Raw genomic sequence first — 18,433 nt, 5'->3', positions numbered from 1 at the left:
GGACGAGACAATGACCACGACGCTGTACACTTCCGACCATGAATGGCTCGCCATCGACGGCGACACCGCCACGGTCGGCATCACCGACTACGCGCAGCAGCAGCTCGGCGACGTCGTGTTCGTCGAATTGCCCAAGGTCGGCCGCAGCTTGAAGAAAGCCGAAGCCGCGGCCGTCGTGGAGTCGGTGAAGGCCGCCTCCGACGTCTACGCCCCTGTTACGGGCGAAGTGCTCGAGACCAACGAGGCGCTCGCCGCCGACCCGGCGCTGATCAATTCGGATGCGCAAGGCGCGGCCTGGTTCTTCAAGATCAAGATTGCCGACAAAAGCGAGCTCGGCGGCCTCATGGATGAAGCCGCCTACAAGGCGCATACGGCTTAAGGACGATGGAGCAAGCGATGACCGCGCACCGCAAGACCAACGGCGACACCGCCGCCAGTTTCGTTCGCCGCCATATCGGCCCATCCGCGCGCGACGTCACCGCAATGCTGGAGGCCGTCAGCGCCAAGAGCGTCGATGCACTGATGGCGGAGACGCTGCCGGCCTCGATCCGGCAGACCTCCCCGCTCGATCTCGGCAAGCCGCTGAGCGAGACCGAGGCGATCGCGCATATGGCCGAGCTCGCAAGCCAGAACCAGGTCTTCACCTCGCTGATCGGCCAGGGCTATTCCGACACCATCCTGCCCGCGGTGATCCAGCGCAACATCCTGGAAAACCCGGCCTGGTACACGGCCTACACGCCCTACCAGCCCGAGATCAGCCAGGGCCGTCTGGAAGCGCTGTTCAACTTCCAGACCATGATCTGCGACCTCACCGGGCTCGACGTCGCCAACGCCTCGCTGCTCGATGAAGCCACCGCGGCGGCCGAAGCCATGGCGCTCGCCGAGCGCCACTCGCAGGTCAAGGCCAAGGCCTTCTTCGTCGACAAGGACGTGCATCCGCAGACGCTGGCGGTGATGCGCACCCGCGCCGAGCCGCTGGGGTGGTCTCTGGTCGTCGGCGACCCCCTCACCGATCTCGACAAATCAGACGTGCTCGGCGCGCTGCTGCAATATCCGGGCTCTTCGGGCGCGCTGCGCGACCTCAGGCCGGCGATCGCCGCGCTGAAGGCCAAGGGCGCGCTCGCCATCGTCGCCGCGGACCTCTTGGCGCTCACACTGCTCGCCTCGCCCGGCGAAATAGGCGCCGACATCGCCATCGGCTCGGCGCAGCGCTTTGGCGTGCCGATGGGCTATGGCGGACCGCACGCGGCCTATATGGCGGTGCGCGATGCGCTGAAGCGCTCGCTGCCCGGCCGCATCGTCGGCTTGTCCGTGGACTCGCGCGGGATGCCTGCCTATCGGCTCGCGCTGCAGACCCGCGAGCAGCACATCCGGCGCGAGAAGGCGACTTCCAACATCTGCACCGCGCAGGTGCTGCTCGCCGTGATCGCCTCGATGTATGCGGTCTATCACGGCCCCGAGGGCCTGGCGCAGATCGCGCGCAACGTGCATCGCCGCGCCGCCGTGCTCGCAACCGGCTTGCGCAAGCTCGGCTTTGCGCCTGACAGCGAGACCTTCTTCGACACGCTCAGCGTCGATGCCGGCGGCAAGCGCGAGGAGATCGTCGCGCGCGCGCGCGCCGAGAAGATCAATCTCGGCGTCGGTGATACCGCGCTTCGCATCGCACTCGACGAGACCACGACGCCCGCGACGGTCGAAGCGGTCTGGCGCGCCTTCGGCGGCAAGCTTGCCTATGCCGAGATCGACGCCGAGACGCGCGAGGCGCTGCCGGACGAATTGAAGCGCGCCACGGCCTTCCTGACCCATCCGGTCTTCCATGCGCATCGCTCGGAGACCGAGATGCTGCGCTACATGCGCAAGCTCAGTGATCGCGACCTCGCGCTCGACCGCGCCATGATCCCGCTGGGATCGTGCACCATGAAGCTGAACGCGACCACCGAGATGATGCCGCTGACCTGGCCGGAATTTGCCACGCTGCATCCGTTCGCCCCGCGCGAGCAGGCCAAGGGCTACCACGCGCTGTTCGCGCGGCTGGAGAAATGGCTCTGCGACATCACCGGCTATGACGCGATCTCGCTGCAGCCGAATTCGGGCGCGCAGGGCGAATATGCCGGGCTTTTGGCGATCCGTGGCTACCATGCCGCGCGCGGACAAAGCCATCGCAAGATCTGCCTGATCCCCTCCTCCGCCCACGGCACCAATCCGGCTTCGGCCGCGATGGTCGGCATGGACGTGGTGGTGGTGTCTTGCGAGAAGAACGGCGACGTCGACGTCAATGACCTCCGCGCCAAGGCGGAGAAGCATTCGAACGATCTCGCCGCGGTGATGATCACCTATCCCTCGACCCATGGCGTGTTCGAGGAGCACATCCGCGAGATCTGCGACATCGTGCACGGCCATGGCGGCCAGGTGTATCTCGACGGCGCCAACCTCAACGCGCAGGTCGGCCTCAGCAGGCCCGGCGATTACGGCGCCGACGTCAGCCATCTCAACCTGCACAAGACCTTCTGCATCCCGCATGGCGGCGGCGGCCCCGGCATGGGCCCGATCGGCGTCAAAGCGCATCTTGCCCCGTTCCTTCCCGGACACCCGACGACGCAAGCGGATGCGCCGGTCGGTCCGGTCTCGGCCGCGCCGTTCGGCTCGGCCTCGATCCTCACCATCTCCTACATCTACATCCTGATGATGGGCGGTGAAGGCCTGAAGCGCGCCACCGAGATCGCGATCCTCAACGCCAATTACATCGCAGCGCGTCTCGATCCGCATTTCCCGGTGCTCTACAAGAACGAGAAGGGCCGCGTCGCGCATGAGTGCATCGTCGATCCGCGTCCGCTGAAGACGACGAGCGGCGTCACCGTCGACGACATCGCAAAGCGCCTGATCGATTACGGCTTCCACGCTCCTACCATGAGCTTCCCGGTGCCGGGCACGCTGATGATCGAGCCGACCGAGTCGGAATCCAAGGCCGAGCTCGATCGTTTCTGCGATGCCATGATCGCGATCCGGAAGGAGATTGCGGAGGTCGAGGCCGGCCGCTTCAAGATCGAAGCCTCGCCCCTGCGCCACGCCCCGCACACCGTGCACGACATCGCGGACGACGATTGGAAGCGCGCCTATACCCGCAGCGAGGGCTGCTTCCCCGACGGCGTCTCGCGCACCGATAAATATTGGTGCCCGGTCGGCCGTGTCGACAACGTCTATGGTGATCGTAACCTGGTGTGCTCCTGCCCGCCGGTCAGCGATTACGCAGAAGCCGCGGAGTAGGATTTGTAGGGTGGGTTAGCGGGCGGTCGCGCGAAGCGCAGGCCGCCCGCGTAACCCACCACTTCAGCTTTCGCGGAGATAAACAACGGTGGATTACGCCTTCGGCTAATCCACCCTACAACACTGAATGTGCCTCTACGGCGCAACCAGCAACCGGCGTTCGCCATCCCACCGCCACAGCCGTTCGTTGGTCAGAAGCGCGCCGCCCCACCAGCGCTTGATCGGGTTGTGACTGCGAAAATCTTCCCGGCCCGCCAGGACCGCTTCGCCAAATTCAGTCAGCGACAGCCGGCTCCGGCGAAAGGCAGCATTGCGGCTTCTCGCGTTGTCCGGATCGAGTGTCGCCAGCTTGCCGTCCAGACCCGCGACCGCTGGCGCCGGGCCAAAAGCGAGCCCTTCGAGCAGCGCGCCCAGCTCCCACTGATCGAACACGCGTGTTCCCAGCGCGCCCGGCCGAAACAGCTCATCGGTACGATTGTGGCCGCCCGCAATCCGCTCGAGAAGCCGCGTCTCCGTCGCCCCCAGTCCCGTCGCCGGCGACGGCAGTTCTGCGAGCAGGTCCTTCATGGCCGGCTTCAGGAAAGACAGCTTGCCGAGCGGCCTGCCGAGCAGCCCGGCGCAAAGCTCGGGCGTCGGCGCGCGGTAGGCCTCCCAGGCCATCCTGGCGATCTCAAAATCGCTTTCTGCGATATCGAACTGCTGCACATCACGACGGCGAAGCTCTGAGGGATCTGCTTCGCGCAGGTCGAAATCGACGCGTCGCAATCTCAGCTTCTCTGTGATGGATGGTTCGGAACGCAGGTAATCGAGGATCCAGATCAACTGCAATTGACTATTGGGTTCGGGATCGAACCATAGTTCGATGAGATCGACCCCATAGGTTTCGCAGACCCAGAGCAATCCACCCGCCCGGTCCGGGCGCCTGATAAGGGGCGATTGACGGACGCGGACGCAATCCGACCAGTGCATTGCGTCAAACCACGACTCGCGCGCGCCGAGATAACTGTTGAGGTGGTCAGCGGTGGGAAGTGGCCCCGAAACGAAGCGGTAGATGAACGGGATGACCATGTCGGCGCGATCGGCGAGGGCAAGGCCGACGCCCGACGAACTGGTCAGGATCACACGCTTCATCGTCGACGCGCCCTTGTTCACCGGCAGCATCAGGCCGGTACAATAATCATGCAGTGGCCTCATCCGCGCTGCCTGACCGATAACACTTCTTGCGGCGCGGCCGAATGACTCAGCAAGACTAGTCCACCCTACGAACCTGCCCTAGGGCGCCACCAGCAACCGGCGTTCGCGATTCCACCGCCAGAGCCGCTCGTTGGTCAACTCGGTCCCGCCCCACCATCGTTTGATCGGGTTGTGACGCCACATGTCGTCTTCACGGGCGAGAAGTGAACCTCCGAGCTCGGTCAGCGTGAGCCTCCACTCACTCCTGCCGAAGTAGCGGTCCTCATTGTCGAACGCCGGATCGCCCAACAAGAGCGGCGGCGCCGAATACGCCCCCAGTTCGAGCAAAGCGTCACGCGCGTCGTTTTCGTCGAATACATCGCGAAGCCATCTCGCATCTTCGACGAGCCTCGGGTCGGTTTGCCCGTCGTTCACAAAATCCAGCAGATCCATTTCAGTTGCACCGAGTCCCGTCACGCTGTCCGGAAGCTCTTCAAGCACCGCAATCAGCGCCGATCGAAGTCTCGGCAAGATCATCAGATCCGTCATCAACAGATCGAAACAGGGTTGTGGCGTGTCAGCCCGATAGGCCCGCCAGGCGCGGCTTGCCGTCACCAAATGATTCTCGGTCACCTTGAAGGCCGGAAGCTTCCATTTTGCGACAGACTCCGGGGCATAGTTGGCAACAGTGTCGTCCGCATGCACAAGGCTCAGCTTCGTGGTGATCTCCTTGTAGGGACGGAGCAGGTCCAGCAGCCAGACGAGCACAAGCTGATCATTCGGCTGAGGATCAACCCATATTTCAATCGAGTCGAACTTCGCACACAGCTCGAACAAACCGATATCGCGCGTGCCGAAGCCGTCGAGCGCGCCGCTACAAACGTCATCGAGCCAATGATCGCCGGGATTGCAGTGCTTCTCCGATCGGCGCTCCAGCCCCCTCAAAAGCCGCTCGTCGGAAGGCAGTTTCCTCCAGACAAAACGCGGATAGAACCCGAGCGCGACGTTCGCAACGCCGGACCGGCGAAGTGTATCCTCCGCACGATCGTTCGTTGCCAGGATCAAATGTGACACGATTGCCTCTCGAAATAATACGCAATAAGAACACTCTGAGCGAACAGGTACGCACTAATCAGGCGCGATGAGTGAGAGGGCCTCGGGGTCCCACTGCCACAGCCGGTCGTTGGTCAGGTGGGTGCCGCCCCACCAGCGATCGATACGGTTGCACCGGCAAAAATTTTCATCGCCGCCAAGCATCGCTTTGCCGAACTCGGTGAGCGACAAGCGGGATTGCTTGTACCGCTGGAGGCGGCTTGAATTCTCGTGCATCTCCAGGGAAAACGGGCCTTCGTCCAGTCCAGCGACCGCTGGCCTCTCACATCGCGAAAGTCCATCAAGCAACGCGCCCACCTCCCAGTAATCGAAGACGCGACGCTCGTTGGGCTTCTGATATCCCGGGAAGACGTCAAAGGGCGGTACCTCACCCGGCGCGATCAATTCCAGTATCCGCGTCTCCGTGGCCCCAAGGCCGCTGGTCACGTTTGGAAGCTCTTCGAGCAGGGCGACGACGCAACGCCCGAGCCGCGGAAGCAGGCGCAAGTCCGCTTCGCGGAGATCGAACCAGGCCTGCGGCGTCGGCGCGCGATAGGCCTGCCACGCGCGACCGGCCAGTTCGACGTGATCTTGCGTGATCTCGACGATGGGCGGATTCATCTTGGCCAATTGCTCCGGCGCGACATCGCCCACGGCAAGGTCCAGGTGACGTATCGCGAGCTTGGAAAGTGCCGCGTCCTCGATGCCGCAATGGTCGAGTAGCCAGAGCAGAAGTAATTGTGCGTTCGGCTCTGGCCCCATCCCTAGTTCGGCCGAGTCATACTCTGAAAACAGCTCGATCAGTCCGCGCCCCTTGATGCCAGACCTTTCCTGGCGCCAAACCGGCGTATCGTCGAGCCAGTGCAGGCCGTTTGGCTGAGTCATGCGCGGGGAGAAAAATGCCTCGCATTCCGTTTCGGAGGGCGGCGGTCCCCAGACCAAGCGACGCTCGATCGCAATGACGAGGTCGGCTAAGCCCGCCCCTTGTAAGGCGCCGGCGGCGGACGAATCTGTCGTCACAATGAGCCGCGTCACGCCGTCGCCCTCAGGGCTTCGTCAGGACAGCGCCGTAGCGCCACAGCCTGTCGTTGGTCAGATGCGTGCCGCCCCACCAGCGATTAATCGGATTGTAACGGCTGAAATCCTCCTGATGGGCAACGACAGCCTTACCGAATTCGGTCAGCGACAAGCGGCTGCGAAGGTAAACTTCGTGCCGGGCTCTGAGATTGCCAAGATCGATGGTGCGTAATTCGTCGCCCAGCCCGGCCACGGCTGGCTTGGGGCCGAGGGCAAGGCCTTCGAGCAAATATCCCAGTTCGACCTCACCCCACACGTAAGTGCCCCGTAGCGAGCGTAGATGGAACAACGGATTCGTGTTTGCAAACCAGTCGAGCATCTCCAGAAATCGAATCTCGGTCGCGCCTAGCCCTGTCAAAGGCGACGGGAGCTCTGCCAGAAGCTGAAGCAAGGCTGGCCGCAGCATCAGCAAGGCGCTCAGATCGCGGTGAAGCAGATCGATGCAGGGCTCCGGGGTCGGCGCGCGGTAGGCCGACCAGGCCAATTTGGCAATCTCGAACTCCTCCGCACCGATATCCCCGACGGTAATATAGCGTTCGCCCTCGGCGAAATCATATTCGGGGCCGAAAAACAGGTCGGAGTCCAGCAATCGCAGCCCGACCTTCTGCGCCAATGCAGGATGGTTGCCGAGGTGATCGAGCAACCAGACCAGTTGCAATTGGTCGCGGGCAGTCGCTCCGAACCAGAGTTCGATCTCGTCGTACGGCTCGCAAAATTCAGCCAGCGACAATTTGCGGCCCTTGGCGCCGCGGGGCCAGCGGACCCAATCCGACCAATGTTCGGCATGACCAAGCTCTGCGGTGTAGGCAGCCAAATAAGCCGACAGCTTTTCCTCGCGCGGGAGCGGCCCCCACTCAAATTGAAAATGGAACGGGATGACGATCTCGGCCAACCCCGATTGAGCAAGCTCCCTCCCGCCGCCCCAGCCAGTCAAGATCAGACGCTTCATCGCACCACCTGATCAACGCAACGCAAAACGAAACGGGCACCGAAGACGTCGGCAACTCAACGTCCTCAGTGCCCGCTCCTCGCGAAAAACTTTCCGCTGGTCGAGGCTTACTCGTCCGCCGGCTCCTCGCCGTCGGCGTCGCGCTCGGGCGTGCCGGCCAAAATCTGCTCGGCAATCAGACCGGAGTTTTGGCGGATCGCGGTCTCGATCTTGGCGGTGATGTCGGGGTTGCCCTTCAGGAACGCCTTGGCGTTCTCGCGGCCCTGGCCGAGGCGCTGGCTGTCATAGGAGAACCAGGCGCCGGACTTCTCGACGATGCCGGCCTTGACGCCGAGATCGAGGATCTCGCCCATCTTGGAGACGCCCTCGCCGTACATGATGTCGAACTCGACCTGCTTGAAGGGCGGGGCCAGCTTGTTCTTGACCACCTTGACGCGCGTGGTGTTGCCGACCACCTCGTCGCGCTCCTTGATCGCACCGATGCGGCGGATGTCGAGGCGGACGGAGGCGTAGAATTTCAGCGCATTGCCGCCGGTGGTGGTTTCCGGCGAGCCGTACATCACGCCGATCTTCATGCGGATCTGGTTGATGAAGATCACCATGGTGTTGGACTTGTTGATGGAGGCCGTCAGCTTGCGCAGCGCCTGGCTCATCAGGCGGGCCTGCAGGCCAGGCAGCGCGTCACCCATCTCGCCCTCGAGCTCGGCCTTCGGCACCAGCGCCGCCACCGAATCGACCACCAGAACATCGACGGCGCCCGAGCGCACCAGGGTGTCGCAGATCTCCAGCGCCTGCTCGCCGGTGTCGGGCTGCGAGATCAGGAGCTCGTCGATGTTGACGCCGAGCTTGCGGGCATAGACCGGATCGAGCGCGTGCTCGGCGTCGATGAAGGCGCAGATGCCACCCTTCTTCTGCGCTTCCGCCACCGTATGCAGCGCGAGCGTGGTCTTGCCCGAGGATTCCGGCCCGTAGATCTCGACGATGCGTCCCTTCGGCAGGCCGCCGATGCCGAGCGCGATATCGAGCCCGAGCGAGCCGGAGGACACCGCCTCGATATCCATGGAGCGGTCGTTCTTGCCGAGCTTCATCACCGAGCCCTTGCCGAACTGCCGCTCGATCTGGGAGAGCGCGGCGGCCAGAGCTTTACTCTTGTCCATGGAAGATCCTTCGACGATACGCAGGGCAGTTGCGGACATTGGGTCGTGCTCCTTATGGCGAGGATTCGCGTGAGGGACAAACGGTTGCGAGGCAGCTCGGCGATAAAACCAATGTACCCCATTTGTTCTCAGTTCGCAATATGTTCTTTGTGGATTTTGCTGCTGTCCGTATGTGCCCCCGGTGTCCTAGGTAGAAATACCGAGTGCCCTGATTTCCCGGAACTAGGGCTCTGGCAGGTGACTTGATAGCAGCCTCACGCCTCGACAACGTGACGGTGACACGAAGGCCTCAGCTCGGTGCCAGCCCCGGAGCTGAGGCCTCCTATCGCTTGCGTGCATTTTTGTACCGAGCATCGGAACGGAATTGGCTGTTCCAGACTCTTCCCTGCACTTGATCCATGTAGGGAATGCCGTGGTTACGAAGAACACCCGAGAAGTAGCAGCGACGCTACTTAAGCTGGCCAAGACGAGCTCCGACCCAGCAGTGGCGGCTGGCTTCATTGAGAGGGCCGCCGATCTCAAGGAGCGGATAGACGACGAAGGGCTGCCCAAGGCCGACGGGAATCTCGCTCCCAGCATCATTCAACGGCAGTAAGGCCGCCTCAGTTGGCGGCCCGGGCGCCGTCCGCATTCGATCCGGGTGATTGCAAGAATCCCGAACCTTGGTGCCGCAAAAATCAGCCGACGTGCAGCAAGCGCTGACCAAATGATGGGAGCTGGTCGAGCCGGCATGAACCATCGCGGAGCGTCCGGATTATCCGCTCATGCATCGCCTATGGTATTTCGTGGCCTTCCTCGCCGTCACCGCAACCGCATTCGGTGCCTTGGTGGCTTTTGACAAGCTCCTGGGATGACCTGGGGCCGCCTCGCGAGCCGGCCCCATTGGTTGATGGAGCCGACCTCTGCGGCCCAACAAATCAGCCATGCTGGATCGTCACCCTCCCCGCTTTGCACTGAGTGCACAACTGAACAGACGCGGATCCATTTCCGGATCCTAATGCATCATCACCGCGCGGATCTTGGCCACTATCGGTGATGAGAACGCTCACCTCGCGCTCCCGCCTCCTCGCACGGAAAGAGCGCGCCATGTTCAAGCGACGACGTTTCAAGCAGCAGCTGACCCTTCAGGACCGGCTGTCCGCATGGGTGAAGCAGATCCGCGAGCAAGCGTCCAAGCTTCCTCCCGGGCCGGAGCGGGACGCGCTGCTCAAGAAGGCCCGCCAGGCCGACGTTGCCAATCATCTGAGCGATTGGGTCAAATCGCCGGGGCTTCAGCCGCCGAAATAGCCGGGCCTCCGCCGGGTTGGGCAAAGCGAATATGATCGGCATCAACGACGCGCGGCCGGCGCGCCGTCATGTTTCCGTAATCCTGCGGCACCGAACCTTTTCGCGGTCTCCGGTTTTCTGTGGGGATGGGACCGCAACTTTTGGGGACCTCAGCTCATGACGGACAACGACACGCACCACGACACGATCAGGCGAAAGCCGCTGCTGGAGGCGGCGCACGAGGAGATGGTGAAGTTCGAGCGCAAGGAAAACGAGTTCCGCAGGAAGGACCGCGAAGAGCGCGCCGCCGAGCTCCATCTGCCGCTGAACGAGATCAAGGTCCACTAGGCACCGCCAGGACCGGCTTCCGGAGCGGGTCGAGGTCCGCCCCGCGACGGGGCGCCAGCCGCGGTTTAGGGCGGGATCCCCGACCCCGGCAGCGCCAGTCGGCTGCCGCAACCGCGGGCCTCCAAGGTATCTAAATACTACTCGTAACCTATTGGCCGAGCGAGGAAATTGCCCGACACCCTACTGTGCATGGGGTTGTTTTCCCGCTTTTGAAAGGCGGCAGCGCCGGCGCCCATCGATGCGAGCCGCCCGGCACGCCGATCCCGTCTACAGCAGCGCCAGAAGAATCAGGCCTATCACCAGCACCACGAAGCCAGCCGCCGTCGCGGCGGCAAATGACCGCTCTACGTTATCCATGATGCCACCCCGTTGTCGGCGCGCCACGTTTCCCCCATGGCTGCGCCGAACGGATGAAAATCTTGCCGACGGGTGTGTCCGCAGTGGTGCGGACGGATGTCGAAATTGGGACCGGTACGGGGCCAGTCTGCGGCCTTTCGATCACGCTCCTCCCGGTCGTTCGCCTGTCAGGCTGCCGTAAGCTCAGCCGGCTAGGGTCATTCGGCTATGGTGTTGCAGCCCAGCACCCAGCCTCCAACAACTCTCAGCCCCGCTTGGCTCTCCCCAGGCGGGGCCTTTTCATGCCTGCCGGCCGGCGCTGGGTTCCCGCTCCTCGCGGGTCAGGCGCAGCGCGAAGGCGCGGATCGCGGGCGCCGCCAATAGCACGACCGGCAGCATCGCGGCCCATGCGATCAGCCAGGACACCATCCAGTGCCGAACGAAGAGCACCGGGCTGCCTGCCGGAAAGCTCGCGATTCCCGCCGCGATCAGCGAGGTCAGCCCGGACTGGATGATGCCGAAGACGAAGTGAGAGTAGCGGCGGGGAATGCCGAGCATGAGGGGCCCATGGTTGCTTGCCCGCGATCAGGCAAGCAAGGCACATGCCGTCAAGCTGAAGCAGATCCGGGCCGGGTCGGAACCACGCTGTGGGCTCGCCGAGCCCCAGGAACTTTGTTCATGGTCGGAGAACCACGGAGATCGAGCGCCGTTCGCGTGCGGCCGGCGACAGATTTTCCTTGCCTGCGGAATATTGCGACGACCAACATGTTTGCAGGCATGAAGGTGAATCGTGGGAGGTGACCATGAATCACAGGGGCGTCGAGTTCACCATCGCCAAGACGGCGATTCCCGGAATCTGGCAATGGCAGTTCCGCATCGGCGACCAGATCAAGACCGGCAAGACCGAGACCAGGATCGACCTGCTGGCGATCCGGCGCGTGCAACTGCGCATCGACCGGGAGCTGAAGGCGATCGGGCGAAAGACGGCCTGAACCGTTCGCCCTCATGTGCCATAGAGCGCATCAGTCCGCGCTGGGCAGCCGCCGCATCGTGAACTCGATCTCGCCGCCCGGCAATTCGCGCCAGGTCTCGACCTCGCTCATATAGCCGGCCTTGGGATAGCGGGCGAAGAAGGCCTGCGCCCTCTCCCGCGCCGCCGCGCGCGGCAGCGTAAAAGTCTCGCGCAGATAGCCATCGCCGCGCGCGGTCGGCCCCGGCTTGCCGGCCGCCTTGCGCCGGCGCGCCATCCGCTCGGCGAGATCCCGCGGACGATCGGCCATGTCCTGCCTTCCTCAACGCACTACGCTACGGACAATGTAGGGCGCAGGCCGGATCAAGAGGAGTCCCGTCGGAAAGACTTCGTGCCTCCCCGGAACGGGGTCAGTTGGCGGCCGTACCGCTCTTGGACTTCTTCGGCGCACTGGTTGCGGCTGACGCCTTCGGGGCCGCCGGCTGCTTCGGCGGATCGGCGCGCATGCCGCCCCAGGGATCGCTGGACGCCTTGGAATCAGGAATCTTCTTCAGCGTTTCCTTGTAGGCCTTGTCACGCTCGGCCTCGGCGGCCTTCTCCTCCGGGGACTTGCTGGGGAGATCCTGCATCAAATTGACATTGGGCATTTGCGCGTAGGCAGGTCCCGCCAGCACGGCCAGTACCGCGGCCAAACGGAAAAGCTTCATCATTCACTCCTTAGATCTTCCATGAGGCGCGGATCGCCCCGCGCCGTGTCATCCTTGTCAGCCCGGTCACGACCCGGAGGGCCGCTAGAGCCGATCCGATCTGCATGATTTCGGCGCATGCAGCCAGTCGTCCCAGATCGGACCGCATTTGGTGCACCCGCCCAGCCCAAGACCGAGCACGGCCATGCAAAAGACGAGGACACAGCGACGCAACATCATCCAACCCTACCCAAGCGAGGCATCATATCGGGCCAAGTCAGGCATTTTCAAGCCGAGGCGGCCGGCGCGAGACCGAGTGACTTTGCCTCGCCGATGCGCGCACAATGCGACGAAACATCCAGTAACACAGGAGCGCGCGACAGCAATGCAAACGCAGCCAGAAGCGGAGTTCTGCCTCGACGACGCCAGACGCATCCTCGGCGAGGTCTTTGCGCCCTGGGTCCAGGATCTCAACCTCGCGGTCGAGCGCCTCGAGCATGCGCCGCCCGCGGACGTTGCGGACTGGCAGCCCGGCGCGCTGCTGCGCATGCCGTTTTCGGAGCGGCTGTGCCGGAACGGCGGCGTGGTCTGCGGCCAGGCTCTGATGGCGCTCGCCGATACCGCGATGGTGATCGCGATCCTCGCGGCCAATCGCGGCTACCGTTCCATGACAACGGTCGACCAGACCACGCATTTCATGCGCGCAATCTCCGCGTCCGACGTGCTGGCGGACGCGCGCGTGGTGCGGCTCGGGCGCACCATGAGCTTTGGCCGCGTCACGCTGCTCTCGGCCGCCGACGGCAAGCCGGCCGCGATGGTGTCGAGCGCGTTCGCGATGCTGCGGGGGTGAACGCGTCCTGAAACAAGAGAGCCGCGCGGAGCGCAAAGCTCGACGCGGCTCTCGATGCAATCGTGTCGGGACAGGAAGCGCGTTCGCGCTCGCGTCGGCGACGTCACTTCCCGAGAATCTCGTCGGCGGCGGTGACGACGCTGACGGTCGGATTCTTTCCGCAATAGGCGCCGAACTTCTTGGCGTTCGCGATGAAGACGTCGGTATCGATGATCGCGTTGTCTTCGTCGCCCTTGTACCAGCCGTCCATCCAGGTCAGCACGACCGCGATGTTGTCCTCGCCGCTCTCCAGGAACTGCTTGCAGGACATGGTCGAGAGGTCCCACTTGGCGGCGTGAGCGGGCATCGCGGCCAGCGAGAGCGCTGCGGCGAAAAGAAGCGAAAGCGAAGTCTTCATCAATATCTCCATCGGCGCGTCACGCCATAAAGGAAAGGCTCTTGGGTAGGCTCTTTAGGCAGGTTCGTTGGAGCGGCTCGCCGCTCCAACGTCGTAAACAAAGTCTGAAACGCCGCGCAAGTAGCGCCAGTATTGAGTTTAGTTCAACGTAATTTCTATGCACTACTTCATAATCCTCGGCAGGACTGACGCGGATGATTGAGAAGCGCACATCGCAACGTCATCGTGTTTTCAAGGGCGGAAAGATCACCTTTGAAAACAGCGGCATTGCTTGCACGGTGCGAAACATGTCGGCGGGCGGCGCGGCGATCGACCTCGACACTCCCGTCATGTTGCCGCAATCGGTCACGCTCTCGATCGCGTGCGACCATTTCGTAAAGCATTGTCGCACAGTTTGGCGCAGCGACAAGCGCGTCGGCCTCGCTTTCGTGCAATAGCAGGCGCGATGTGAACGAACGTTCGCATCACATGCACAACACGATCATGATTGCTTCGATACGACGGCGGCACCAACGCGGTTCGCAATCACGCGCGTGACGACCGCGAGCGCGATCGATGATGACCCCGCAACAAATCGTCCACCGGGACGATCGGTCGTGCGCGACACGAGCGACGGCGCTTCTCCGAAACCGAAATACAGGTCCGCGCCATCCACCTCACGTCATTTCGGCTTCTTGGCAGGTTCACCCGGACGGGCGCCGCCCCAGGGGTCGTACTTCTCCTTGGGTTCGGGAATTCGCTCGAGCGCGGCCTTGTAGGCCTTCTCGTCGACCTTGGGACTGTTGTCGATCGGCTTGGCGCCGTCATTGGGCTGGCGCCGGCCCTGCGCCTGCACTGATGCGACCGTCAGTGCCAGCACGGCGGCCGCGATGACCAAAATCCTCATTGCAGCAATCCCCCTCGCGTGGGGTACAAACTAGCCCGCAATCGCGGAATAGCAATGTTGCGGGTTCCAAGACTTCAGCAAAACTTGATCGACCGGGACTTCGTCGGATCGCGTTCGTGCCTATCTGTTGGCCCGCAGGGGACCTCCACGGATGTTGCGGATCATTGCTCATGCGGCGCTGCTCATCGGCGCGCTGGCGCTCGGTGCCTGCGGCTTTGCAGACAGCCGCGCTCCGGTGCCGGAGTTCATGCGCATGAAGGAGGCCGAGCAGCCGCCGCCGGAAGCGCCCCCCGACGTCAAGCGCGTGGTGCGCGAGCAGATCGACGTCGTCTTTCTCGCAACATCCTATCCGCGCGAGGTGCACGTCGCCCCGCCCCATCGTGAGGTGCGAGGACCGGGCTGGACCGCGTGCGTCCGCGCGCAGCTCACCTCGGCGACCGGCACGTCGCTCGGCGCCCGGACCTACATCGTGACGATCAACGGCGGCAAGGTCGTGGACCGCCGGCGCGCGGACGCCGACGACATCTGCGGGACGGAGACTTACGAGCCGATCTAGGAACCCGCCTTGACGACAAGGTTCCGGGAAAAACCAGTACCGCGACCGGGAACGATCACCGCCTCCCCTTCTTGTTACCGCCGAGGGCAGTTTCGAGGAGGACATGATGAGGACGTTGACTATTGCGCTGTTGGCTGGCGTGGGTGCTTTGGCCGCCGCCTCGGGGGCGAAGGCTTCCGATATCTATACGAGCAGCGAGTACACCAATCCGGATCTCGTGCAGCAGGTGCGACTTGTCTGCGACGAGGATGGCCGCTGCTATCGCACACGCGGCGGTTCGCGCGTGATCGTGCGCGATTCCTACAACTACATGCCGCGCGAGCGCTACTACGAGCGCCGGACCTATCATCGCGATTGGGATGACGGCCCGCGCGCCGGCGTCGGCATTCGCGCGCCCGGCGTCAGCGTCGGCGTCGGTGTCGACGACCGCTGGTGATCGATGAAGGCTTGATGGTTGGGACCGGACGAGACTATTCGCCCGGTCCCGTTCGTGCGACCGAACCAACCGCCGATGTCGGGCTGCTGGAACCGCCGAGCTTGATGTGTGCCTCTGGGGTCCATGACGGCTCTCTGGCGTGACTTCAGGTTTCGAGCGGATCGGCCGGTGTGACGAGGCGCGTCAATGACGGCAGATGAGCGATGAAGCGGGCGAGCACCATGCCGGCGCACATCGCCACGACGAAGATGACGGCAGAGAGCGAGCCAAATCCGAGCGCGGTCAGCGCCGGCCCCGGACAGAAGCCCACCAGCCCCCAGCCGACGCCGAAGATCGCAGGACCTGCAACGATCCTGGGATCGATGTCGAGCCGCGTCGGCAGATAGAATCGGTCGGCGAAGAGCGGACGCGCGAGCTTCAGGACGCGGTTGAATCCGACGAAGGTCACCGCCACCGCGCCCGCCATGACGAATGCGAGGCTCGCATCCCATGTCCCTGCCGGAATGCCGCCGATGTCCAGGAAGTTCAGCACCTTTGCGGGGTTCGACATCCCGGAGACGATGAGGCCGATGCCGAAGATCAACCCGATCGCGAATTGAACGAGGATTGCCATGGCGATCAGCTCCAGTGCCGCATCACGAAGACGGTGGCCATTCCGGCGGCCATGAAGGTCATTGTCGCGACCAGCGAGCGCACCGACAGCCGCGACAGGCCACAAACGCCGTGGCCGGAGGTGCAGCCACTGCCCCACACCGAACCGAACCCCGTGAGCAATCCGCCGACGATCAGGAGAGCCGGTCCCGCCGCGATCGTCTGCTCCGGCAGACCTCCCGTGACGAGCAGCACCAGCACGGGCGCGGCGGCGAGACCGGCCACGAAGGCGAGGCGCCCGGCGAATTCGCTATCCTCATAGGGCGGAAACAGCCGCGCCGCGATGCCGCTGACGCCGGCGATCCGGCCCGTTGCCCACATCAGCAGAACGGCCGCGAGGCCAATCATCGCACCGCCAACAAGGGACGCGATCGGCGTAAATGATGTCGAGACCATGAGCCTCTCCCGAACGAGGTAGTTTCGCAGGCAAGCGCGAGACCGGAAGTCCGCGCAGTGCTGGAGATTCTGTACCGCCTCTTCTGCGCCGGCAAGTCGGACTCTCGCCTTCGCAAGACGGCGGGAGTGCCGGGAGACTGGTCACGATTCCTCAGGAAAGTCACATGCGACCGCCCTGAAACTTCGGGATCACCCCCGGCCGGATGCTGAATGGAATGTTAACACTACCGCTCGAATTGCAGCGGCGTCCCAACGGTATTTTCCAATCTTTGCGCTAAGCAATGCCCGGTAGCACGGGCTCAGCTCGCGCGAACGGGGACGACGGGACGTGGTCGACATCGCGCATCAGGCGGCGATCAATCCGGCATCGGCAAGGGATGTCGCGATGGCGCGCGCGCCTGTCCCGATTGCCGCCGTCGACACCGGCCAATGGCGCGCGCTGGCGCAGCGGGCGATCGAGCCGAACGGATATTATCTGCCCGCCTGGGAGCTGGCCGTCAGTGCAACGGCGCGCGGTCGCACGGATGCCTCGGCTCTGGCCGCACACGACTCTTCGGCGCGGCTGATCGGCCTGATGCCGGTGATCTCGCTCTGGCGCGCCTGGAAGATTCCCCTGCCCGCCCTGGTGAGCGCGCATCCCTATGGCACGCTGTGCAGCCCGCTGCTCGACCGTGACGCTCCGCTCGAGGCCGCCGCGCGTCTGCTGCAGCAGGCACGCGAGGCCGGCGCGCATGCGCTCGTGCTGACCGACGTCGCCCTCGACGGCGCGGCCATGGCATCGGTCAAGCAGGTGCTTGAGCGCGACGGCCTGAAGCCGAGAATCCTCAGCTCCTACATCCGCGCCAGCCTCGATGCGACGCAGGATGGGGACATGCTGTTGCGCGACGCGCTCGGCGCCAAGAAGCTCAAGGAGCTGCGGCGACAGCGCCACCGTCTCGAGGAGCACGGCCCTGTCGTGTTCAAGATTGCGCGCAGCTCCGACGAGATCGGACCTGCGCTCGAAAGCTTCCTGCAGCTCGAAGCCAGCGGCTGGAAGGGCAAGCGCGGCACCGCGCTGGTTCAGCACGCGGGCGACGCAACCTTCATCCGCCGCGCCGTGCCGGCGCTGGCAGAGGCTGCACAGTGCGAGATCGTCACGCTTCGCGCCGGCGCGACCCCGATTGCCGCCGGCATCGTGCTGCGCCACCAGGATCGCGCCTTCTTCTTCAAGCTCGGCATCGACGAGCGCTTTGCAAGATATTCGCCCGGCGTGCAGCTGACGCTGGACCTCACCCGCCATCTCTGCGCCGATCCCGCCATCGCCAGCGCGGATTCGACGGCAAATGCCGATCATCCCATGATCAACCCGATCTGGCGCGGACGCCTTGCAATTGGGGACGTGCTGATCCCGCTGCGGCGGCACGACCCGGTCGTGACGCTGGTTCATGGAGCGCTCGCGACGCACAAGATCGCCTACGCGGCGGCCCGATACGCGGCTCATTTGATCAGGAAGTGAGGCTATAGATCGTCGTCCGATAGCTCAGCCATCTTGACGAGATGACGCAGGACCCCGTCTTTAGGGGCTTATTGCCATGGATCGGAACGGAGAGCCGGACGATGCTGCCCGGCTTGCCGTAGATGTGATGACTGCCGCTGACGCGAAGTAAACTCCAGCCGTGTCGTCCGACGATACGCGCGAACTCCCGACCAGAGACGGATTTCACGTCGTCAGTTCCAAAATCCGTTCGATGCCACCCGGCTCCGGCGGCGCTACTTCGACCGACAGACATCCTTCAATCGCGTCGCGAATATTTGCCATGAGCTCATCCATGGTATCGCCTTCCGTGGCACAACCAGGGATGGCCGGGACTTCGGCCCAGAAGCCCCCCTCTTCCGCCTCGTGTATGACAATCTTAATCTTCATATTGTCCTCGCGCCCCGAACAATTGCCCAAGCTGACGACA

The 18,433-nt window shown here is 63.7% G+C and carries 24 protein-coding genes; 10 read left to right on the top strand and 14 right to left on the bottom strand.

The window, feature by feature from the left end; genetic code table 11:
• The first annotated feature begins 10 nt into the window (after window positions 1-10).
• Together gcvH and gcvP are read left to right on the top strand one after the other, a co-directional pair.
• Entirely contained in the window at window positions 11-379 is a 369-nt protein-coding gene (gcvH, locus tag ACNJYD_RS13995) for a glycine cleavage system protein GcvH (protein WP_439366674.1), read from the top strand.
• A gap of 17 nt (window positions 380-396) precedes the next feature.
• A complete protein-coding gene (gene gcvP, locus ACNJYD_RS13990) occupies window positions 397-3,264 on the top strand; it encodes an aminomethyl-transferring glycine dehydrogenase (protein ID WP_439366673.1) in 2,868 nt (955 codons plus the stop codon).
• A 135-nt stretch (window positions 3,265-3,399) separates the two neighbouring features.
• Here gcvP and ACNJYD_RS13985 read toward each other — a convergent pair whose 3' ends face one another.
• From ACNJYD_RS13985 to recA, 5 genes are all read right to left on the bottom strand, one after another.
• Window positions 3,400-4,458 carry a hypothetical protein gene (locus ACNJYD_RS13985; RefSeq protein WP_439366672.1) on the bottom strand — a complete coding sequence of 353 codons (1,059 nt, stop codon included), beginning with the start codon at window positions 4,456-4,458 and terminating at the stop codon, window positions 3,400-3,402.
• Window positions 4,459-4,536: 78 nt separating this feature from the next.
• The gene (locus ACNJYD_RS13980; protein WP_439366671.1) at window positions 4,537-5,511 is read right to left on the bottom strand and encodes a hypothetical protein; all 975 of its coding nucleotides are present in this window, start codon (window positions 5,509-5,511) and stop codon (window positions 4,537-4,539) included.
• 54 nt (window positions 5,512-5,565) lie between these two features.
• On the bottom strand, window positions 5,566-6,564 hold the full coding sequence (locus ACNJYD_RS13975; RefSeq protein ID WP_439366670.1) for a hypothetical protein: 999 nt from the start codon (window positions 6,562-6,564) through the stop codon (window positions 5,566-5,568).
• Between the two features lie 10 nt (window positions 6,565-6,574).
• Window positions 6,575-7,555, bottom strand: a complete 981-nt coding sequence (locus ACNJYD_RS13970) for a hypothetical protein (protein WP_439366669.1) — start codon at window positions 7,553-7,555, stop codon at window positions 6,575-6,577.
• A 107-nt stretch (window positions 7,556-7,662) separates the two neighbouring features.
• The gene (recA, locus tag ACNJYD_RS13965; protein WP_027577058.1) at window positions 7,663-8,751 is read right to left on the bottom strand and encodes a recombinase RecA; all 1,089 of its coding nucleotides are present in this window, start codon (window positions 8,749-8,751) and stop codon (window positions 7,663-7,665) included.
• Window positions 8,752-9,798: 1,047 nt separating this feature from the next.
• Between recA and ACNJYD_RS13960 the strand changes: the two genes are divergently transcribed.
• Window positions 9,799-9,999, top strand: coding sequence for a hypothetical protein (locus ACNJYD_RS13960; RefSeq protein ID WP_172782929.1), 201 nt, complete (start codon window positions 9,799-9,801; stop codon window positions 9,997-9,999).
• Window positions 10,000-10,155: 156 nt separating this feature from the next.
• Window positions 10,156-10,326: a hypothetical protein gene (locus tag ACNJYD_RS13955; protein ID WP_212257997.1), complete on the top strand. Its 171-nt coding sequence runs from the start codon at window positions 10,156-10,158 to the stop codon at window positions 10,324-10,326.
• A gap of 636 nt (window positions 10,327-10,962) precedes the next feature.
• Here the strand turns inward: ACNJYD_RS13955 and ACNJYD_RS13950 are convergent.
• On the bottom strand, window positions 10,963-11,220 hold the full coding sequence (locus tag ACNJYD_RS13950; RefSeq protein WP_172782927.1) for a DUF2798 domain-containing protein: 258 nt from the start codon (window positions 11,218-11,220) through the stop codon (window positions 10,963-10,965).
• Between the two features lie 245 nt (window positions 11,221-11,465).
• Here ACNJYD_RS13950 and ACNJYD_RS13945 point away from each other — a divergent pair, with 245 nt between their 5' ends.
• Window positions 11,466-11,654, top strand: coding sequence for a hypothetical protein (locus ACNJYD_RS13945; RefSeq protein ID WP_172782926.1), 189 nt, complete (start codon window positions 11,466-11,468; stop codon window positions 11,652-11,654).
• 30 nt (window positions 11,655-11,684) lie between these two features.
• Here the strand turns inward: ACNJYD_RS13945 and ACNJYD_RS13940 are convergent, their stop codons facing one another.
• Together ACNJYD_RS13940 and ACNJYD_RS13935 are read right to left on the bottom strand one after the other, a co-directional pair.
• Window positions 11,685-11,942, bottom strand: coding sequence for a hypothetical protein (locus ACNJYD_RS13940; protein WP_172782925.1), 258 nt, complete (start codon window positions 11,940-11,942; stop codon window positions 11,685-11,687).
• A gap of 100 nt (window positions 11,943-12,042) precedes the next feature.
• A complete protein-coding gene (locus tag ACNJYD_RS13935; RefSeq protein ID WP_172782924.1) occupies window positions 12,043-12,339 on the bottom strand; it encodes a hypothetical protein in 297 nt (98 codons plus the stop codon).
• A gap of 364 nt (window positions 12,340-12,703) precedes the next feature.
• On the opposite strand from ACNJYD_RS13935, the gene ACNJYD_RS13930 reads away from it, so the two are divergent.
• The gene (locus ACNJYD_RS13930; RefSeq protein WP_439366668.1) at window positions 12,704-13,168 is read left to right on the top strand and encodes a PaaI family thioesterase; all 465 of its coding nucleotides are present in this window, start codon (window positions 12,704-12,706) and stop codon (window positions 13,166-13,168) included.
• A 103-nt stretch (window positions 13,169-13,271) separates the two neighbouring features.
• Here the strand turns inward: ACNJYD_RS13930 and ACNJYD_RS13925 are convergent, their stop codons facing one another.
• Complete coding sequence (locus ACNJYD_RS13925; protein WP_212257992.1) at window positions 13,272-13,565, bottom strand: HdeA/HdeB family chaperone; 294 nt, start codon at window positions 13,563-13,565, stop codon at window positions 13,272-13,274.
• 194 nt (window positions 13,566-13,759) lie between these two features.
• On the opposite strand from ACNJYD_RS13925, the gene ACNJYD_RS13920 reads away from it, so the two are divergent.
• On the top strand, window positions 13,760-14,002 hold the full coding sequence (locus ACNJYD_RS13920; protein WP_172782921.1) for a PilZ domain-containing protein: 243 nt from the start codon (window positions 13,760-13,762) through the stop codon (window positions 14,000-14,002).
• A 224-nt stretch (window positions 14,003-14,226) separates the two neighbouring features.
• On the opposite strand, the gene ACNJYD_RS13915 is transcribed toward ACNJYD_RS13920, so the two are convergent.
• On the bottom strand, window positions 14,227-14,451 hold the full coding sequence (locus tag ACNJYD_RS13915) for a hypothetical protein (RefSeq protein WP_439366667.1): 225 nt from the start codon (window positions 14,449-14,451) through the stop codon (window positions 14,227-14,229).
• 151 nt (window positions 14,452-14,602) lie between these two features.
• On the opposite strand from ACNJYD_RS13915, the gene ACNJYD_RS13910 reads away from it, so the two are divergent.
• Window positions 14,603-15,007, top strand: a complete 405-nt coding sequence (locus ACNJYD_RS13910; RefSeq protein ID WP_439366666.1) for a hypothetical protein — start codon at window positions 14,603-14,605, stop codon at window positions 15,005-15,007.
• 103 nt (window positions 15,008-15,110) lie between these two features.
• On the top strand, window positions 15,111-15,443 hold the full coding sequence (locus tag ACNJYD_RS13905) for a hypothetical protein (RefSeq protein WP_172782918.1): 333 nt from the start codon (window positions 15,111-15,113) through the stop codon (window positions 15,441-15,443).
• 145 nt (window positions 15,444-15,588) lie between these two features.
• On the opposite strand, the gene ACNJYD_RS13900 is transcribed toward ACNJYD_RS13905, so the two are convergent.
• Window positions 15,589-16,056 carry a DUF6691 family protein gene (locus tag ACNJYD_RS13900; RefSeq protein ID WP_172782917.1) on the bottom strand — a complete coding sequence of 156 codons (468 nt, stop codon included), beginning with the start codon at window positions 16,054-16,056 and terminating at the stop codon, window positions 15,589-15,591.
• 5 nt (window positions 16,057-16,061) lie between these two features.
• A complete protein-coding gene (locus ACNJYD_RS13895) occupies window positions 16,062-16,490 on the bottom strand; it encodes a YeeE/YedE family protein (RefSeq protein ID WP_439366665.1) in 429 nt (142 codons plus the stop codon).
• A gap of 328 nt (window positions 16,491-16,818) precedes the next feature.
• Between ACNJYD_RS13895 and ACNJYD_RS13890 the strand changes: the two genes are divergently transcribed.
• The gene (locus tag ACNJYD_RS13890) at window positions 16,819-17,985 is read left to right on the top strand and encodes a GNAT family N-acetyltransferase (RefSeq protein ID WP_439366664.1); all 1,167 of its coding nucleotides are present in this window, start codon (window positions 16,819-16,821) and stop codon (window positions 17,983-17,985) included.
• On the opposite strand, the gene ACNJYD_RS13885 is transcribed toward ACNJYD_RS13890, so the two are convergent.
• Together ACNJYD_RS13885 and ACNJYD_RS13880 are read right to left on the bottom strand one after the other, a co-directional pair.
• Window positions 17,975-18,259, bottom strand: coding sequence for a type II toxin-antitoxin system HicA family toxin (locus ACNJYD_RS13885; RefSeq protein ID WP_439366663.1), 285 nt, complete (start codon window positions 18,257-18,259; stop codon window positions 17,975-17,977). The two genes, ACNJYD_RS13890 and ACNJYD_RS13885, sit on opposite strands and share 11 nt — an antisense overlap.
• Window positions 18,190-18,393, bottom strand: coding sequence for a type II toxin-antitoxin system HicB family antitoxin (locus ACNJYD_RS13880; RefSeq protein ID WP_439366662.1), 204 nt, complete (start codon window positions 18,391-18,393; stop codon window positions 18,190-18,192). The genes ACNJYD_RS13885 and ACNJYD_RS13880 overlap by 70 nt, the downstream gene beginning before the upstream one ends.
• Window positions 18,394-18,433: the final 40 nt, after the last annotated feature.

The organism is Bradyrhizobium sp. SPXBL-02 (genome assembly GCF_051853065.1).
In the GTDB taxonomy this organism is placed as follows: Bacteria; Pseudomonadota; Alphaproteobacteria; order Rhizobiales; family Xanthobacteraceae; genus Bradyrhizobium.
The sequence above is the reverse complement of the archived record's forward strand: the minus strand, read 5'-3'. Positions and strand labels throughout refer to the sequence as shown.

Bases quoted from the DNA above. Each gene is read 5' to 3' on its own strand.
- ACNJYD_RS13925 (WP_212257992.1), bottom strand. From the start codon at position 13,565: ATGAAGACTTCGCTTTCGCTTCTTTTCGCCGCAGCGCTCTCGCTGGCC.
- ACNJYD_RS13945 (WP_172782926.1), top strand. From the start codon at position 11,466: ATGAATCACAGGGGCGTCGAGTTCACCATCGCCAAGACGGCGATTCCC.
- ACNJYD_RS13900 (WP_172782917.1), bottom strand. From the start codon at position 16,056: ATGGCAATCCTCGTTCAATTCGCGATCGGGTTGATCTTCGGCATCGGC.
- ACNJYD_RS13920 (WP_172782921.1), top strand. From the start codon at position 13,760: ATGATTGAGAAGCGCACATCGCAACGTCATCGTGTTTTCAAGGGCGGA.
- ACNJYD_RS13970 (WP_439366669.1), bottom strand. From the start codon at position 7,555: ATGAAGCGTCTGATCTTGACTGGCTGGGGCGGCGGGAGGGAGCTTGCT.
- ACNJYD_RS13905 (WP_172782918.1), top strand. From the start codon at position 15,111: ATGATGAGGACGTTGACTATTGCGCTGTTGGCTGGCGTGGGTGCTTTG.
- ACNJYD_RS13915 (WP_439366667.1), bottom strand. From the start codon at position 14,451: ATGAGGATTTTGGTCATCGCGGCCGCCGTGCTGGCACTGACGGTCGCA.
- ACNJYD_RS13880 (WP_439366662.1), bottom strand. From the start codon at position 18,393: ATGAAGATTAAGATTGTCATACACGAGGCGGAAGAGGGGGGCTTCTGG.
- ACNJYD_RS13950 (WP_172782927.1), bottom strand. From the start codon at position 11,220: ATGCTCGGCATTCCCCGCCGCTACTCTCACTTCGTCTTCGGCATCATC.
- ACNJYD_RS13985 (WP_439366672.1), bottom strand. From the start codon at position 4,458: ATGAGGCCACTGCATGATTATTGTACCGGCCTGATGCTGCCGGTGAAC.
- ACNJYD_RS13935 (WP_172782924.1), bottom strand. From the start codon at position 12,339: ATGAAGCTTTTCCGTTTGGCCGCGGTACTGGCCGTGCTGGCGGGACCT.
- gcvP (WP_439366673.1), top strand. From the start codon at position 397: ATGACCGCGCACCGCAAGACCAACGGCGACACCGCCGCCAGTTTCGTT.
- ACNJYD_RS13955 (WP_212257997.1), top strand. From the start codon at position 10,156: ATGACGGACAACGACACGCACCACGACACGATCAGGCGAAAGCCGCTG.
- ACNJYD_RS13960 (WP_172782929.1), top strand. From the start codon at position 9,799: ATGTTCAAGCGACGACGTTTCAAGCAGCAGCTGACCCTTCAGGACCGG.
- ACNJYD_RS13885 (WP_439366663.1), bottom strand. From the start codon at position 18,259: ATGTCTGTCGGTCGAAGTAGCGCCGCCGGAGCCGGGTGGCATCGAACG.
- ACNJYD_RS13940 (WP_172782925.1), bottom strand. From the start codon at position 11,942: ATGGCCGATCGTCCGCGGGATCTCGCCGAGCGGATGGCGCGCCGGCGC.
- ACNJYD_RS13895 (WP_439366665.1), bottom strand. From the start codon at position 16,490: ATGGTCTCGACATCATTTACGCCGATCGCGTCCCTTGTTGGCGGTGCG.
- gcvH (WP_439366674.1), top strand. From the start codon at position 11: ATGACCACGACGCTGTACACTTCCGACCATGAATGGCTCGCCATCGAC.
- ACNJYD_RS13910 (WP_439366666.1), top strand. From the start codon at position 14,603: ATGTTGCGGATCATTGCTCATGCGGCGCTGCTCATCGGCGCGCTGGCG.
- ACNJYD_RS13930 (WP_439366668.1), top strand. From the start codon at position 12,704: ATGCAAACGCAGCCAGAAGCGGAGTTCTGCCTCGACGACGCCAGACGC.
- recA (WP_027577058.1), bottom strand. From the start codon at position 8,751: ATGTCCGCAACTGCCCTGCGTATCGTCGAAGGATCTTCCATGGACAAG.